The organism is Oceanobacillus sojae (assembly GCF_900162665.1).
Classification (GTDB): Bacteria; Bacillota; Bacilli; order Bacillales; family Amphibacillaceae; genus Oceanobacillus; species Oceanobacillus sojae_A.
On record NZ_LT727810.1, the window covers coordinates 347,240 to 363,633 of the forward strand.

14 protein-coding genes are annotated in these 16,394 nt (G+C 36.7%); 11 read left to right on the forward strand and 3 right to left on the reverse strand.

Annotated features, from left to right (window positions below):
* Positions 1-29: 29 nt before the first annotated feature.
* The 4 genes from BN1068_RS05385 (at position 30) to BN1068_RS05400 (ending at position 5,487) form a co-directional block, all read left to right on the forward strand.
* Positions 30-1,481 carry an aldehyde dehydrogenase family protein gene (locus BN1068_RS05385; RefSeq protein WP_077601804.1) on the forward strand — a complete coding sequence of 484 codons (1,452 nt, stop codon included), beginning with the start codon at positions 30-32 and terminating at the stop codon, positions 1,479-1,481.
* A gap of 27 nt (positions 1,482-1,508) precedes the next feature.
* Positions 1,509-2,648, forward strand: coding sequence for an iron-containing alcohol dehydrogenase family protein (locus tag BN1068_RS05390; RefSeq protein ID WP_175637086.1), 1,140 nt, complete (start codon positions 1,509-1,511; stop codon positions 2,646-2,648).
* Between the two features lie 672 nt (positions 2,649-3,320).
* Positions 3,321-4,319 carry a LacI family DNA-binding transcriptional regulator gene (locus BN1068_RS05395; RefSeq protein ID WP_077601806.1) on the forward strand — a complete coding sequence of 333 codons (999 nt, stop codon included), beginning with the start codon at positions 3,321-3,323 and terminating at the stop codon, positions 4,317-4,319.
* 37 nt (positions 4,320-4,356) lie between these two features.
* The gene (locus BN1068_RS05400) at positions 4,357-5,487 is read left to right on the forward strand and encodes a glycoside hydrolase family 88 protein (RefSeq protein WP_077601807.1); all 1,131 of its coding nucleotides are present in this window, start codon (positions 4,357-4,359) and stop codon (positions 5,485-5,487) included.
* A gap of 200 nt (positions 5,488-5,687) precedes the next feature.
* Here the strand turns inward: BN1068_RS05400 and BN1068_RS05405 are convergent, their stop codons facing one another.
* Together BN1068_RS05405 and BN1068_RS05410 are read right to left on the reverse strand one after the other, a co-directional pair.
* On the reverse strand, positions 5,688-7,775 hold the full coding sequence (locus tag BN1068_RS05405; RefSeq protein ID WP_077601808.1) for an RNA degradosome polyphosphate kinase: 2,088 nt from the start codon (positions 7,773-7,775) through the stop codon (positions 5,688-5,690).
* Positions 7,776-7,925: 150 nt separating this feature from the next.
* Positions 7,926-9,452 carry a Ppx/GppA family phosphatase gene (locus BN1068_RS05410; RefSeq protein ID WP_077601809.1) on the reverse strand — a complete coding sequence of 509 codons (1,527 nt, stop codon included), beginning with the start codon at positions 9,450-9,452 and terminating at the stop codon, positions 7,926-7,928.
* Positions 9,453-9,624: 172 nt separating this feature from the next.
* On the opposite strand from BN1068_RS05410, the gene BN1068_RS05415 reads away from it, so the two are divergent.
* The 7 genes from BN1068_RS05415 (at position 9,625) to BN1068_RS05445 (ending at position 15,545) form a co-directional block, all read left to right on the forward strand.
* Positions 9,625-9,909: a spore coat protein gene (locus tag BN1068_RS05415; protein WP_139344741.1), complete on the forward strand. Its 285-nt coding sequence runs from the start codon at positions 9,625-9,627 to the stop codon at positions 9,907-9,909.
* Positions 9,910-10,209: 300 nt separating this feature from the next.
* Positions 10,210-10,962, forward strand: a complete 753-nt coding sequence (locus BN1068_RS05420; RefSeq protein ID WP_077601810.1) for a hypothetical protein — start codon at positions 10,210-10,212, stop codon at positions 10,960-10,962.
* A 180-nt stretch (positions 10,963-11,142) separates the two neighbouring features.
* A complete protein-coding gene (locus tag BN1068_RS05425; RefSeq protein ID WP_139344743.1) occupies positions 11,143-11,454 on the forward strand; it encodes a hypothetical protein in 312 nt (103 codons plus the stop codon).
* A 254-nt stretch (positions 11,455-11,708) separates the two neighbouring features.
* Entirely contained in the window at positions 11,709-12,713 is a 1,005-nt protein-coding gene (locus BN1068_RS05430; RefSeq protein WP_077601811.1) for a LacI family DNA-binding transcriptional regulator, read from the forward strand.
* A 60-nt stretch (positions 12,714-12,773) separates the two neighbouring features.
* Positions 12,774-13,400, forward strand: a complete 627-nt coding sequence (locus BN1068_RS05435) for a bifunctional 4-hydroxy-2-oxoglutarate aldolase/2-dehydro-3-deoxy-phosphogluconate aldolase (RefSeq protein WP_077601812.1) — start codon at positions 12,774-12,776, stop codon at positions 13,398-13,400.
* Positions 13,401-13,454: 54 nt separating this feature from the next.
* Entirely contained in the window at positions 13,455-14,405 is a 951-nt protein-coding gene (locus BN1068_RS05440; protein WP_077601813.1) for a sugar kinase, read from the forward strand.
* Positions 14,406-14,582: 177 nt separating this feature from the next.
* The gene (locus BN1068_RS05445) at positions 14,583-15,545 is read left to right on the forward strand and encodes a Gfo/Idh/MocA family protein (RefSeq protein WP_077601814.1); all 963 of its coding nucleotides are present in this window, start codon (positions 14,583-14,585) and stop codon (positions 15,543-15,545) included.
* A 219-nt stretch (positions 15,546-15,764) separates the two neighbouring features.
* Here BN1068_RS05445 and BN1068_RS05450 read toward each other — a convergent pair whose 3' ends face one another.
* Positions 15,765-16,235 carry an Hsp20/alpha crystallin family protein gene (locus BN1068_RS05450; protein ID WP_077601815.1) on the reverse strand — a complete coding sequence of 157 codons (471 nt, stop codon included), beginning with the start codon at positions 16,233-16,235 and terminating at the stop codon, positions 15,765-15,767.
* Positions 16,236-16,394 lie beyond the last annotated feature (159 nt).

A 16,394-nucleotide genomic window follows, 5' to 3' on the forward strand; every position in this document is an offset into this window, starting at 1 on the left:
ATTGTGCTATTTTTAGGAGGGTAATAAAAATGAATTTTTATTTAAATGGCTATGATTATAATCAGGTTCCTCGTGAACGGGAAAGAGTAGAAATTAAAAATCCTATAACTAACGAAGTATTAGATACACTTCCTTTGGCTGAAGGAATAGAAGATGCAGATAAGGTATTAGCTATTGCTGAAAAAGGTTTTTCAGAATGGTCGGAGAAGCCATTATATGAAAGAGGGGATATTTTATATAAGTTCGCTTCGCTGCTTGAAGGCAATAAAGAAAAGGTTGCAAAAGTAATGGTGGAAAATATGGGGCGTTCTATTGTTGAATGTAGAGCAGAAGTTCAGGTTTCCATTGATTTAACAAGAGGATTTGTTGAAAAAGCAAAGCATATGTATGGTCATGTTTTAACAGATACTCAAAAAGGGCTTGAAAACGATATTATTTTTACTAAAAGGGAACCTTTAGGAGTCTTTAGTTGTATTATCCCTTTCAATGCTCCAGTTGAATTATTTGTACACAAAGTTGTTCCGGCTCTAATTATGGGGAATGCTGTTATAGCTAAAATGCCGACAAGTGATCCTATGTCAGAGCTATTGCTAGCCGATATGTTAGTTGAAGCAGGTGTAACAAAAGAAGCTATACAACTGCTTTATTGCAGCGGGTCTTTTTCTTCAAAATATATTACAAAAAGCGAAAGAATTGCAGCTGTGACCTTTACGGGAAGTACCGAAGTAGGAACTGCTGTTTATAAAGATTCTGCTCCAGAATTACACAGAATCTTTTTAGAAATGGGCGGTAATGATCCTTTAATAATTTTGGATGATGCAGACATTGAGCTTGCAGCTAAAGAATTAGTAAATGGTCGTATGATGAACTCTGGACAAGTATGTTGTTCTAGTAAACGGACGCTGGTTCACAAATCTATTTCGAAAGAATTTGAAGAAAAAGTGAAAGAATATATGTATGAAATTATTCAAGGAGATCCAATGGATGAGAAAACGCAAGTAGGGTCGTTAGTGAATGAATCTGCTGCATTGAAAGTAAAAGAACAAATCGATTTGACTATTAATCAAGGCGCCCAATGCGTATTAGGCGGGGCTTTGAAAAACCGTGTGTTTATAGAACCAACATTATTAACCGATGTAACTAGAGAAATGGACGTAGCAAAAGACATGGAGATTTTTGGCCCTGTTATCACATTAATAGAATATGAAGATTTAAATCAGGCAATTGAAATAGCAAACCAGACTTCTTATGGATTACAAGCGTCAATTATCAGTAAAGATGTTTCGAAAGCAATTGCTATTGCACATAAAATTCATGCTGGTGCGGTAATCATTAATGGAGCAGGAAGTTATAGGCATATAGATATGGCTTTTGGAGGTTATAAAAACTCTGGAATTGGAAGAGAAGGGATCTCTGTAACATTAGAAGAATACAGTCAAGAAAAATCATTTGTTTTAAAAAACGCAAAAAAAATTAATTAAAAAATTAAAAATATGGAGAGTGAGAAAATGAATTTTAATTTTGGAATTCGTTCAAAGGTAATTGCTGGACCAGGAGCTTTAAAAGAATTAAAAGGAATCTATGAACAACTTGATTGTGAGAAGCCCTTAATTATTACAGACACATTTTTAGGTACTACAGACTTGCCTGATCGTATAAAGGAAGTAGTTCCGAACGCAGAAGTGTTTTCTGAAGTAGAAGCTGATCCAAAAGATAAGCATGTGTTTAAGGGAATAGAAGCAGTTAAAGAAAAGAATGCTGACATGTTAATTGCCATCGGTGGAGGGAGCTCCATTGATATTGCTAAAATGTCATCTGTACTATTAACCAATGATGTCACATTAGAAGAAGTATTAGATGACTGGGACAAAATTACCAAACCAGGTATTCCATTAATTACACTTCCTACGACAGTTGGGAGCGGTTCCGAAATGACAAGAGGAGCACTAATAGGTGATTCCAGAACAAATACAAAGAAAGTAATAGTATCAGATTATTTAGCAGCTGATTATACAATATTAGACCCAGAATTATTGAATACACTTCCTCCTGCAGTTACAGCGTCAACTGGAGCAGATGCTTTGACACAGGGAATAGAGGGAATTATTTCTACAACCTCAAATACATTTTCGGATGCTCTGCATTTGCATGCTGTTTCGTTAATAAAAAAATCTTTAAGACCAGCCGTTGCTAATTCTTCGAATTTAGAAGCGATGGGAAATATGCAAAAAGCATCAGCAATGGTAGGAGCTGCAATGGCTCATTCAGCTTGCGGGGCTGTTCATGCTATTGCTAATACTTTGGGAGGTTATTATAAAATACCACATGGGATTGCCTGTGCGATGCTTCTACTACCAGTATTAAAATATAATGCAATTGCTGTGCCAGATAAATATAGAAGTATTGCCAAAGCATTAGATATTTCGGTTAACGGATTGCAGGATTGGGAAGTAGCAGATCGTTTAGTTGCTACTATAGAAAGACTACTGGATGATGTAGGAATTACACAGACTTTAAGTGACTTCGGTGTCGAGGAAAACAAAATTGGAGAGATAGCAGAACAATCCTATTATCATTCAGATAATCTAACAAATCCTAGAAAACCGTCTATCAAAGATGTAGAAAATCTGATTAGAGAAGCTTTCTAAATACATGTTGCTTATAAATGGTTCTGACTAAGTATGAAAGAAAGGACCGATATAAAACTTTGAAGAAAACGTATTAAATTGATTCTATGTATGAATAAAAAGCTCCTCACCTCAGTATTTTTATCGCAGTGTAACTGGCTATAATATCCCCACTTTAAGAATAGAGAAAAAATCGAGAAACACCTAAGTGGGATAGCCAATAATAACCTAATTGGTTCCTTGGATAGTGGGGGTGAACAAGAACTCCCCCACTTATTAATTTTTACTTTATAAACGATCCTATAGGTTTTCAAAAATTTCTAAATTCTGCTTCTTAAATCCCAATAAGTTAAGTCGCAAATAAGGAAGTATATCTGTATGTCTTGTATAATGGAAGATGAAAAATACTTTAAAAATAGGCTATACTGCCACTATAATTATCACAGAATTATTAATTTAAAATCTAATATTTTTACTTCAAATCGTCAAATATATTATGTGAACACTTCTAAAATAAATTTCTTAATAAATTTATTTTACGATTTTAAAATCCATTATAGACACTCCAAATATCCTTTCTGGCTTAATTTCTTATACTTGAATTTTGTCTTATAACAAAAATATAAATTGAAAGAATTATTTTAGGAGCAAAGTTTAGAAGTACATTTTACGATAAGAATACTGGAGGAATCTATGGTTACTATTAAAGATATAGCAAAATTAGCAAACGTTTCAACGGCTACTGTTTCGTATGTGTTAAATAACACCAGGCCAGTCCATCCCGATAAGGAAAAAAAAGTAAGAGAAGCAATTAAGGAATTAAATTATGTCCCTAATTCAGCAGCCCGTGGACTACGTTCTAAAAAGAATCAAACTATAGGCTTGGTAATAACGGATATTACTAATCCCTTTTATCCTAATTTAGCAAAAGGGTGTCAGGAAGTTTTGAAACAAAATGATTATACTTTGATGATGTATAATTCGGATGAACAGCATGATCAAATCTCTAACGTAGTAAGACATGTAAGAGAAGGGAAATTGGATGGAATTATTCTAGCAAATTTAGTAACTACAGATATAGATAATCTTAAAGCTTTAAATGAATTAAATTTCCCGACAGTGATTGTCCACAGAAATTTAAAAAATATAAATATGGATTCTGTAGTAGTAGATAATTATTCTGGAGCACATGCAGGCACTGAACATTTAATCGGATTGGGACATAAAAATATAATTTTTTTCCAGGGGATCAATGAATCTCCTGTTACTATTGAACGGAAAAACGGGTATATAGATGCAATGAAAACGAATGGACTTGAGCCTTGTATTAAAGAGGGAAAAGGAAGCTATCAAGCAAGCTACTCTCAAACATTAAAATTAATAAATGATGAAAGTCAAAAAAACCCAACTGCTATATTTGCTTCTTCTGATATTATGGCATTTGGAGTAATGGATGCAGTAAAAACGCAAGGGTTGTCTGTTCCTGAAGATATATCAGTAATAGGTTATGATGATCTTTTTATGTCTTCTTGGAATTCCATCCAACTAACAACAGTTCGTGTTCCTACATTTGAATTGGGAAAGCAGGCTGCGAGGTTATTATTAAGGAAGATGAATAATGATAGTGAGAAAAAAAATCATTTAGTGCTTCAAACAGAGCTCATAATTAGAAAAACGTGTAATCCTCTATAATCAAACCATCTTCATTACTAAGTGGAAGGGTGAAATAATGGATTTTTTTTCAGCGTATGAAAAAGGATTAGAAAAAGTAAAATATCTAAATGATAATTTAAATGGTGAATTCCCTCATATCACACAAAATGGACAATGGCTTACAAATACAGAAGGACATTGGACCGGGGGGTTCTGGACAGGGTTATTATGGTTGAACTTTTTAAATGAGAAAAAGGAAAATTTAAAAGAAAAAGAAGGCCAAGAAATTTGTGATCAGATTATGAAACTTGCTGTACGTATGAATGATAATAAGACGCATGATATGGGATTTATTTTTGGACCAAGTTGTGTATTAGGAAATAGTATTGAAACTAATGAAAGTTTTGTTGAGATGGCCTTAGCAGGTGCAAATAACATGCTGGATCTTTATGAAGAAAGGGTAGGTCTAGTTCTTGCGTGGGATGAACCGAATTATGAAGGGGTTGCTATTGTTGACACAATAATGAATGCTCCACTATTATCTTGGGCAGCACAACAAACTGGAGATGAAAAATTTTCTGATACTGCTATGCGTTTAGCTGACTCTATCCAGAAATATCATATTAGGCCTGATTATTCCGTATACCATGTAGTCAGATGGGATACAGATACTTTTGAAATTGCGGAAAGGTCAACACATCAAGGTTATTCAGCCGATACTTGCTGGTCTCGGGGGCAAGCGTGGGCGCTTTATGGTTTTTCCAATATGTATCGTTATACAGGAAAACAAGAGTATTTGGAAACATCCGAAAAACTTGCTGAATATTATTGGAATCATATAGATACTAATACAAAGCTTCCGAGATGGGACTTCACTTTTAAAGATAATGATACAGAGCCAATTGATGCGGCTGCCTCGTCTATTGCAGCATCAGGACTAATGTTATTATCAAAAATGTTAAAAGAAATTAATCCAAATAGAGCAGAAATTTGGCGAGAAAGAAGCAAGTCGATTCTTTATTCTATGATTGAGCACTGCCTGTATAATGATTTAGATAATTATGGGATTATAAGAAAGGCAACTATTGATAAACCCCGAAATTCTGGTGTGAGCGAATCAGCTATGTATGGCGATTATTATTTTATGGAGGCTCTCTATCGTCATTTAAACGAAGACAATGATGCGAGTGTAAAAATACTGTATTAAATTTTTGACTTGTAGATAATATAGTCTTTAACTAAGCAGTATTTCTGTAGAAAATACAATAAAACACCATAGAAAAGAGGTTTAGGGGGCATCTTCTTAAGTTTAGTTAAAGCAAAACTTAATTTTAAAGATGACTTTCCGCTAACCTCCTTTTTATGTGCTATTATAACATAAAATAATTGTTAATTATATTGCGTCAATCAAAATTGCACAAAAGCATCCATCGCCTGCTCAAATAACTTTAATTGGCTGTTTAACATACTATTATCATTAGAGATAACATAAGAATACGTCCCGTCATTTGCCTGCTCCCTTGCTTTTACAGAATCATGCAGCATTAAATCCAGTATAGAGGAAATACGTTCCTTAATACGTCTTTCAAAAATGGGGAACATGAGCTCCACACGTTTAACCATATTTCGTGTCATTAAATCTGCAGAGGACAAGAACATGTTCATTTCACCATTATGATGGAAATAATAAACCCGGCTATGCTCCAAAAAGCGGCCGACAATACTGATTACACGAATCTTCTCGCTTATATCCGGAATACCGGGGCGCAGACAGCATATCCCCCGGACAATCAGATCGATTTGAACACCGGCACGAGAGGCTTCATAAAGCTTTTTGATTAAGGTTTTATCGGTTAGAGAGTTCATTTTAGCAATTATCCGGCCATTATTAAACTGCTTGTGAAACTGAATCTCCCGGTCGATATATTCCAATAAATCATTACGGATATCAAATGGGGCCATGGAAAAATGGTGAAAAGCAGGCTTCTCTGTATAACCGCTTAAATAATTAAAAAAATTTGTCGCATCAACACCAAATTTTCTTTTTGCGGTTAAATAAGACATATCGGTATAAAATTTGGCGGTTTGATCATTATAATTTCCAGTCCCGAGGTGGACGAAACCTTCAATCCGGTTATCCTGTTTACGGACAATTAATGTAATTTTACTATGCGTTTTCAAAGAAATCATTCCATAGATAACATGACAGCCGGCTATTTCTAATTGTTTGGCCCATTCTACATTGTTTGCCTCATCAAATCGCGCTTTTAATTCCACCAGAACCGTTACTTGTTTTCCGTTCTCAGCAGCACGCTTTAAGCTGGCAATAATCGGAGAATCCCCGCTGACACGATAGAGTGTCTGCTTAATTGCCAGCACTTTCGGATCATCTGCAGCTTCTCGCATAAGATCAACAATCGGCTCAAACGATTCGTATGGATGATGGAGAAAGAGATCTCTTTTTCTGACTGCTTCGAATACAGTCTCGTCTTCGTGAATATCTTGAGCAGGCTGTGGGATGAAGGTTTCATAAACAAGCTGCTCATAGTCATGCTTTACTTGATTGTAGAAATCATTTAAACATGTTAAATCAAGCGGACCATCAACAATGTACAAATCCTTTTCATGAATTTCCAGCTCGTGAAGCAAAAACGAGGTAATATTTGGATCCTGTTCTATCCTGTTTATTTCAAGGCGGACAGCCGCTCCAAATTTTCGCTTTTTCAACTCTTTTTCAATTTCCTTCAATAAATCATGCGCGCTGTCTTCATGAATATTCATATCTGCATTTCTGGTAATACGGAAAATGCTTGTCGAAATGACGCGGTATCCTTTAAAAAGCTTATGAATAAAATAGCGTATGACATCCTCTAATAAAACATAATGGTGATGTACATCATCAATTCGAATAAACCGTTCTAATAAAGCAGGGACCTGAACAATAGCTGTTTTTTTATGGATCTGCTCTTGTTCATACGCATCTTCTAATTGAACGGTAAGGTTTAAGGATTTATTTAACAGCATTGGAAAAGCACGGTAGGCATCGATTGCCATCGGGGTAAGAATTGGATAAACCTGCTCATCAAAATATAGCTCAAGAGAATATATTGCTTCTGCGGCTAAATCAGCTATTTGAAAAAATTGAATCTGTTCTTCTTCTAATTGATTCTGTAATTGTTTATACAGTCGATATTGCTGTTCTACTAAATCATGATTAAAGGATGCGATGGCAGAAAGCTGCTGCTTTGGGGTGAGATTTGATTTATTATCGGGGCGGTTAAATCCTGCCTTTACCTGATCCTTTAAGCCGGCTACACGAACCATAAAGAACTCATCCAGGTTTGAGGAAAAGATAGATAAAAATCGCAGCCTTTCAAGTAATGGATTGCCTGAATCAGCTGCTTCTTCTAATACACGTTTATTAAATGAGAGCCAGCTCAGCTCCCTGTTATTGTAAGAGGCAGGGGAGCTGGCGGATTTTGTATGTTGACCCATAGAACACCATCCCTTTTATAGTCCTATAAATATCATAAGCTTCCTCTATACAAAGTATGTTAAAGTGGTGTAAAATTTGTGTGAACATTCAAGGGTAACAAGAACGATTTGAGCAAACAACTCCTCATTAAATAAATACATTCCGTTTCACTATAAAGTAATAAATTCTAACGCTGCAGTCTTTCCCATTGCTTTTTCCAGATGTTTTTTCTGCTTTTCAGCCTGATACTCTTCCGGCAGCGCATTTGCTTTTGTGTATATTTGAATAATGACATTCTTTTTCTTTAATTTAAATTCAATCCTGTCTACGATTTGTCTTCTTGTAGCGTCCAGGCAGTAGGTGAATTTTAATAAGGAACCCAGCTCCAACAGCTTTTTCCGCTCATCTTTTAAAAACCATGACTTGTATGGCTGAATGAATTGATTAAAAACGGTTTTGTTCTTAAACGAAGCAACAAGTGCAAGCTTTACGCGTTCCCGATGCTCCAATCCGTCAATAGTACGATTGGCAAGGAGATAGAAAGTATGCTGGGGACTTGATTCGGAATCAATATATTCACCAAGATTAAATAAAAAACTCGCCATTGTAAGCAGCTTCCGGTCCTGCTTGTCTAAATGAATAAGTCCATTCTCTTTGCAAAAATCAAATACCTGCTCGGTTAAATTTTGCACATGCTTAATATGTTTACGATTCAAACCATAATCATTTACGAGCTCTTGTATACTTTCTTCCAGGACATTTGGATAGAGCGAGGAATCAGATGCCTTTGCTAAATGTTCATATAAAACCCCATCCCGTAATCCTTTGCGGCTTAATACCAAGCTTTCCGCCTGGACAGTCTGATAGAGACAGTGAAAGACTTCGATCGCCGGAATGATGATATCTGCCCTATCTTTAGAAAGTCCTTCTACTTTGGCTAATTTAGCCGGCTTTAATGATGTCAAATAATTACTTACTTCCATAATATCCTTTTGAAACATCTGATACTCATGCAGACCTGCCAAAGGATAAGATTCCAGATTTTGATGAATTTGAGCCAGATTTCGTGCACTTCCGCCGATTGCAATTAATTTCACTTCTCTGTTTTTAAGCCATGGAAGTGTTGCAAATTGTTCTTTTAAATATTGACGGAGTGATGTGAGTTCTTCTGCAGTCGGAATGGACTTTTTAAAGAAATCCTTTAAGGTAAGCGCACCAAAAGGAAAACTGTGCGATTCCTTTAATTCACGATTTTCAAAATAGGTAACCTCGGTACTGCCACCGCCAATATCTACCGTAATTCCTTCTGTCAGTGAGGTGGAATGGATAACTGCCAGGTAACCATAGTAGGCTTCTTCATCTTCACTTAGAATTCGGATATTTAATCCTGTTTTCTGTACAATTTGTGTTTCAATTTCTTTTTTATTCACGGCTTGCCTGATAGCAGCAGTAGCTGCACAAACGGTGTCCTGTAATGTATAGGTGGCCAACACTTCCTGAAAACTTTTCAGAGTATCTATTAAACGGTCAATTCCGGCTTGATTTAATGTATTATCTTCTTCTAAAAAGGTCCGCAGCCTGGAGGAGGCTTTGACGTTCTCTATTTCTTTCAGACGGTTGCACTTTGTTTTTTCATAAATAACTAAACGCATTGTGTTAGAACCAATATCAATAATGGCGTAGTTTTGTTTCTTCATTTTACCGCCTCCTTGTTTTCATCTCTTCTTTTTTTCAGTGTATCATATTTTTTAGCGGAAAAAGTCTAAAAGGAAGTATTATTATCAGAAAAGAGAAAATAATTTGATTATCATTTTCTGGGTGAATGCATATCATGGTAGGAAGCAATCTGGAGAGGAGTGTAGTAATAGAATGAATGACATAAATTTACATCCAGGAAATCAGCAGGGAATATATCCAAATGAATTTTATAACGATGGCGGATTTAATAATCACATATATAATTATGATACAAGACGTCCATTTTATCATCATGGTCCAGGGCCGTTTTTTGGCAATCCTGTCTTTGGATTTGGGGTTCCGTTTCTGGGAGGGCTGGCAACAGGATTGTTACTTGACGGCGCAGGAGGACCACCGCCATTTTACCCGTACCCTCCATATTATCCGTATCCGCCGTATGGTTATTATCCTTATTGATAAAAAATTTATTTACTGAAAAGGTAAGCAGAAAATCTCTGCTTGCTTTTTATGTGAAAAAAGAGCCTGTGCAGTCTTTTGTGAGCTAAAGCTTTAAAAACGGACAAGCTTATTATTACCTGATAATGAATAGTTTGTTAAATAATCAGAACCTGGAACCTGCTTCAACAATTTATAAAATGAAACAATATTCTTATATATTTTAAAATAATCGTTACAACACCCTTCTGTCGATATATAATTAAGTAATAGCTTACAAAAAGCAGTCGATAAAAAATTCGGAAAGAAGGAAAAATGCAGATGAATAGGAATGTATTTAAATCTTTCTTTGTTCTTCTTTGTCTTTGTCTGGCAATTGCCCCTTTTACCCTGACAAATGCTGAATCACAAGGTCAAGATTTGAATGATGGGGATAAGCTCATACTTGATGATGAATTAACAGGTAACGAAGAAATTGAACTTGATGATGAGAATATATTACCTGATGAATTTCCGGATGCAATTGAATTGTACTATGAAGATTTTGAAAGTGAAGAGGAATTAGAAGCAGAAGTAACCAAATTGCTTCATGATGAGTCGGTTTCAGGAGTTCAAGTTATATCTAAAAAAGAGACGATAGTATCGCCGCTAGCTGTCCGATTACCGGGGGTGTGGTATACACATGGTAATTCAAGAATACAATTTTTAAAGCGGAGTAACACATACGGGCCGGTAATTCATAGCAATGCCAGTGATCCGGGAATAACGATGAATATGAATGATACCATTGATTATGCAGCTGCTTACTCCGGGGATTTTGGCTTAAATCCGCTAATAATTTCAATGACGGTCGGATTTAATGTTACAGATTCTTATACTGTATCCTATTCGGGATCTTATACAGTCCCTGAAAAAGTAAACAATAAAGAGGTAGATAATGTTCAGCTTAACTCAAAATTAGTATATCAAACGGATTCTTATACTGTTGTGAGTCCTGAATATCCAACCGGTAAGACAGGGATAGCTAAAAAGCCTGTTGGTATTTATTATCAGAAACAAATAACTTATAAGTAATTAATATTTTAAGGCTGCCTCTGGCAGTTTTTATTTTGCCTAAATATAGAAGGTTTCTTTCTGTTTATTTCTAATGATAATCAACTTTCTTCTTCGCATGACACAATCAAGCCCATTCATTTTCTGGGTAAACACATACACTGATAGCGGATTGAATAAAAAGAGAGGAGTGAGCATGAAATGGATAAGGCACATATGCTTCCCGTTGATCAGATGAACCATCAAAGTAATATGGATTCCCGACTCTTTTTTGGAGGACCTGGATGGGGTCCGGGTTTTTTTGGTCCGGGATTTTATGGACCAGGTTTTTTTGGCCCCGGTCCTATTGGTCCAGGATTTGGAGGTCCGTATTATGGAAACCCGGTTTTTCAATATGGTATACCATTTCTAGGTGGAGTAATCACAGGTATGGCTATCGATAATTTTCCGCGCTATACCCCGGAGCCATATGGATATCCAGCTCCATACTGGGAAGGAAATCAATCTATGTAAATGTAACAGGAATGCTAAGCTGTTTGGCTGGCAAACGAGTAAGGTATGAAGAAAAGCAAATTCTTAATAATAATGAGAATCAAATCTATGTATGAACGGAAAATACATAGATTTGATTTTTTCCGGTGTGCATATACAAAATAAACTGTTTAATGCTTGTAAAACGGTTTCAATTTGTTTATACTTTAGCTAAACCGGTTTACTAAATCGGTTTAGTGAAATGCATTTTAAAATAATTTTAATAGGTGAAGCAGATGAAAAGAATAACAATGACAGATGTTGCCAAGCGTGCCGGGGTATCTAAAAGTACCGTTTCGCAGTATTTAAACGGAAGATTTGAATATATGAGCAAAGAAACCCGAACGAAGCTGGAGCAGGCTATAAAGGATTTGAACTATCAGCCCAATATGGTAGCCAGAAGCTTAAAGCAAAAATCATCAACAACGATTGGTGTCATTGTGGCAAATATACTTCACGTATATTCAACCCAGGTTATTCGGGCGATTGAGGACTTATGCCATGAAAAGGGTTTTCACCTTATTGTATGCAATGCAGATGATCAGCCTGAGAAAGAGAAGAAGTATATTGAAATGCTGAAAGCAAAGCAGGTAGACGGCATAATTGCTTTTCCGACCGGTGGTAATATAGCACTGTATCAGCAGCTGACAGAGGAAGGGTATCCATTGGTATTTATGGACCGAATTGTTGAGGGGCTGGAGGTCGATACGATTCTATTAGATAATAAAAAAGCCGCAGCTCTTGCAGCAGACAAGTTAATGCATAAGGGCTACAGGCATTTAACAATGGCTGGCCCTCCTTTGACACATCAGGTTACTCCTAGAGTGGAGAGAGCGCAGGAATTTATCAAAAAAGTGCAGGAAGAAAATAATCATACGCTGAAGCTCTCCACAATCAGTGGAGAAATCAGCGAAATGGAGGGTCACTTGCGGGAGATCTTCCAGCAAAAAGATAGACCTGATGCTATTTTCGCTATGAATGACCTGACCCTGCATGAGGTGCTCTCCTTTTTAAAAAAGGAAAAGCTGCAGATACCTTCAGACGTTGCTGTAATAAGCATTGATGAGGTATCCTTTGCTGCGTTTTATACCCCGCCTTTGACAACAATCTCACAGCCGGCATTTGAAATGGGGAGAAAAGCCGCAGAAATTTTATTTTCTTTCATTCTGGAGCCGGAAAAACAGCATCATTCCAAAATAATCCGGTTTGAACCAGTGCTGAATCGGAGAGAGTCCTGTTGATAAGATTAGCGGCAGCAGAAAAAATGAAAGATGGACAAGCTTAAAAAGGAGGAATTTTTAATGAATATTATAGAAGGAATTAAACGTGAAAAGGTGGTTGCTGTTATCCGGAAATCGAATAAGGATAATATAGTACCGATTCTTAATGCTTTGGCAAAAGGCGGTATTCACCATGTAGAAATTACGGCGGAAACACCAAATGTCAATGAGATTATTGCAGAAGCTGCAGCTAATACGGATGAGTCAATCAGAGTGGGAGCTGGCACCGTGTTAGATCCGGAAACAGCAAGAGCGGTGATTTTAGCGGGTGCTGCATTTGTTGTTGCACCAACATTAAATAAAGAAACGTTACAGTTATGTCAAAGGTATGGTGTGGAGCATATTCCAGGGGTTTTCACACCAACCGAAATTTTGACAGCATATGAAAACGGTGCGCGTATGGTAAAAGTATTTCCTGCAGATGCAGTCGGTCCCCGGTATATCAAAAATATTCTTGGGCCGCTGCCGCATGTAACGGCAATGGTTACAGGCGGGATTACCAGGGATAATCTGAAGGAGTATCTCACAAACGGAAGCGCAGCAGTCGGTCTCGGCAGCAATTTAGTTGACGCATCTAAATTGAAAACGGAAGAAGATTATCATGCCTTAATGGAACGGGCAAAGGAGTTTATTGAATTAGCAAAATAATAGATTATTAACATGAAACAAGTACTTATAGAATTTCTGCGGGGAGGAAGAGAAATGCGTGATGTAATTAGTATGGGAGAGGCGATGGTTGTATTTAATCCAGATACAAAAGGGCCGATGAAATTTGTGAACGGTTTCCAGAAAAATATTGGCGGTGCAGAGCTAAACCTGGCAATTGGCTGTTCCCGGTTAGGGTTAAGTACGGGTTTTATCAGCAGGCTGGGAAACGATGAATTTGGAAAGTCAATACGCACATTTGCCAGAGGAGAACAGGTAGATACATCTGAGCTTAAGCTTGTAAAAGGCTATCCGACTTCTGTGTATTTTAAAGAAATTATGGAGGACGGTAATGTACAGACATTTTATTATCGGGACAAATCACCGACGCTGACGATGAAGCCGGAGGAATTAAATGAATCGTATATTAAAAATGCACGTGTGCTTCATATTACAGGCATTTTCCCGGCAATCGGAGGAGATAATTTAAGTGTCATGATCGAAGCTATCCGGCTGGCAAAAAAACATGGTGTGAAAATATCCTTTGATCCTAATATCCGCTTGAAAATGTGGACAAAAGAAGAAGCACGGAAAGTTCTATTGGATATTCTTCCACATGTGGATATTTTGCTTGCCGGAGATGAAGAAATGGATATTATTATCGGAGAGCATGATCCTGAAGCGATTATTGAAAAAACAAAAGAAATCGGCATTCCAACTATTATTATAAAACGTGGAGAACATGGATCTGCCGGCTATCATCAGGGACAGCTCATACATGCAGATCCAGTGAAGGCAACCAAGGTTGTGGATACAGTTGGTGCAGGCGACGGGTTTAATGCCGGTTTTTTATATGGCTATTTGCATGATTGGGATTTAGAACGCTCTCTTCATTTCGCCAATACAATTGGCTCGATGGTTGTGAGTATTACCGGGGATAATGAGGGCTTGCCGTATTACGAGGATGTACAGGAAAGACTTGGCGAAATTGAGAGGGTAGAACGGTAAAATGTCTCCAGGTAAGATTTGGGATTGCAGCTGACAGTAATTTTTACGATTTTTCTGAAGATGACTTGCATTCTATGTTATGATAGGGGTAAGTATTTTTTGCATAAATTGTATAAAAGGATGCTTTGACTGAAGCTATCAATTGTTTAAAATGATAAACAAGAAAGGTTGATTAGTATGAAACTGGGCACAATTGGATCGGGTAAGATTGTTCAGGAAATGTTACGGGCAATTGAACCGATTGAAGAAGTAACTTGTGTTGCTGCATATTCCAGAAAACAGGAAACAGCTGATGAATTGGCCGGAGAGTATCAAATTCCTAAAACGTATACATCCCTGGAAGATTTTTTTGCTGATGAGGAGATGGATACCGTATATATCGCTTCACCCAATAAACTGCATACAGAGCAAGCGCTCCAAGCTGTAGAGAATCACAAGCATGTGATTTGTGAAAAACCGTTTACACCGAATGCAGCGGATGCAAAAAAACTAAAAGAAGCAGCGAAACAAAATAATGTGTTTGTTTTTGAGGCAATCCCCACGCTGTTTTTACCTAATTTTTTAGAGCTGTCCAATCATATTGAACGTTTAGGGCAAATCCGGTTAATTCAATGTAATTATAGCCAGTATTCCAGCCGTTACGATCAATTAAAAGCTGGCGAGGTAACGAATATGTTTAATCCTGAATTTGCAGGCGGTGCTTTGTCTGATATTAATATTTATAACCTCCATTTCGTATTACGGTTATTTGGCAAACCATCTGAGGTTACCTACAAGGCAAATTTATTTGAAAATGGTATAGATACTTCCGGGATTGCTTTACTCTCTTATCCTGGATTTCAAGCAAGCTGTGTTGGATCAAAGGATACAACCGGGGAAAATTTTGTTTCTATTCAGGGAGAAAAGGGGTATATGTATATTAAGCCCGGTGCAAATGGCGTGAATAATGTAAAAATCACCATTGATGGAAAAACAAAGGACATTTCTGTAAAACAGGATCGTGCACGCCTTGCCTATGAGTTTATTTATTTTAATAAAATTATAAAAAAGAATAATAAAAAAGCATTTGAAGAATTAATAAATCACACGATTGCAGTTGCTGAGGTTTTAGAGGACGCACGGGCTCAGACCGGGTTATAATTCCACTCTGAGTAAACAGGAAACAAAGGGAATGTTTCTTCCTGTCTAATCAGCAAAATTCTGCTATTTTCAATCCGGACAACCTTCTTTAGAAGTTGTCAATCTTCTCACACGGAAAGCTGTCCGTTATAAAATATAAACTAAATCGCCGTAGAGATTTATACGGCGATTTTTTTCATCATTTATGGAGGACTTTTCGCATATAATCCAGAATGTGCGTTATTCTTCAATATCTATAATATGGGATGATATGGATTGTTTCGGAATATTAATGATTAAAATTCCATTTTCAAGGGTTGCTGATGTGCTATTTTTTGGTATATTAAAAGGGAGTGTGATAATTCGTTCTTTTTGCTGGATGGATGTTTTATCAATGTTCTTCGTGTCTGTGTTTAATGATAGGCTTTCTTTCTTTTCCAATTTTATTTTAATACGGTTACCTATCATTTCAATTTGAATATCCTGCCGTCGGTATCCGGGAACCTCAGCTTTCACATAAATGTTGTTCTCTTCTTCGATTATTTCCGCGGGAAAATCATTAAGTATCTGGCCCTGGAAGGATTTAAAAGAACGCGAAAATAAATTATCCATCCGATCCATAAATTGTTGAAAGGGGGCAAAATCAATATTCCAATTCTCAGGGAACACTTTTCTTTTATCAGAACGAGGATCATGCTTATCGGAATCCATCAACAAAACCTCCTTACTCTAATTTTGATTTCCGTGCTAAAACTATTCTATGCAGGCAGGGCAAAAGCTGTGTGCAAAAGAATTACATCTGACATTATCATTCATTATATTTTATTCAACACGGAAAAAATAAGCTGGATAAGGAGAAATCTAAAAATA

What these genes read in the sequence shown, in the direction of transcription:
- BN1068_RS05425 (WP_139344743.1), top strand. Translation starts at nt 11,143, where the DNA reads ATGGATAAGGCACATATGCTTCCCGTTGATCAGATGAACCATCAAAGT.
- BN1068_RS05420 (WP_077601810.1), top strand. Translation starts at nt 10,210, where the DNA reads ATGAATAGGAATGTATTTAAATCTTTCTTTGTTCTTCTTTGTCTTTGT.
- BN1068_RS05410 (WP_077601809.1), bottom strand. Translation starts at nt 9,452, where the DNA reads ATGAAGAAACAAAACTACGCCATTATTGATATTGGTTCTAACACAATG.
- BN1068_RS05400 (WP_077601807.1), top strand. Translation starts at nt 4,357, where the DNA reads ATGGATTTTTTTTCAGCGTATGAAAAAGGATTAGAAAAAGTAAAATAT.
- BN1068_RS05430 (WP_077601811.1), top strand. Translation starts at nt 11,709, where the DNA reads ATGAAAAGAATAACAATGACAGATGTTGCCAAGCGTGCCGGGGTATCT.
- BN1068_RS05415 (WP_139344741.1), top strand. Translation starts at nt 9,625, where the DNA reads ATGAATGACATAAATTTACATCCAGGAAATCAGCAGGGAATATATCCA.
- BN1068_RS05385 (WP_077601804.1), top strand. Translation starts at nt 30, where the DNA reads ATGAATTTTTATTTAAATGGCTATGATTATAATCAGGTTCCTCGTGAA.
- BN1068_RS05405 (WP_077601808.1), bottom strand. Translation starts at nt 7,775, where the DNA reads ATGGGTCAACATACAAAATCCGCCAGCTCCCCTGCCTCTTACAATAAC.
- BN1068_RS05390 (WP_175637086.1), top strand. Translation starts at nt 1,509, where the DNA reads ATGAATTTTAATTTTGGAATTCGTTCAAAGGTAATTGCTGGACCAGGA.
- BN1068_RS05395 (WP_077601806.1), top strand. Translation starts at nt 3,321, where the DNA reads ATGGTTACTATTAAAGATATAGCAAAATTAGCAAACGTTTCAACGGCT.
- BN1068_RS05450 (WP_077601815.1), bottom strand. Translation starts at nt 16,235, where the DNA reads ATGGATTCCGATAAGCATGATCCTCGTTCTGATAAAAGAAAAGTGTTC.
- BN1068_RS05435 (WP_077601812.1), top strand. Translation starts at nt 12,774, where the DNA reads ATGAATATTATAGAAGGAATTAAACGTGAAAAGGTGGTTGCTGTTATC.
- BN1068_RS05440 (WP_077601813.1), top strand. Translation starts at nt 13,455, where the DNA reads ATGCGTGATGTAATTAGTATGGGAGAGGCGATGGTTGTATTTAATCCA.
- BN1068_RS05445 (WP_077601814.1), top strand. Translation starts at nt 14,583, where the DNA reads ATGAAACTGGGCACAATTGGATCGGGTAAGATTGTTCAGGAAATGTTA.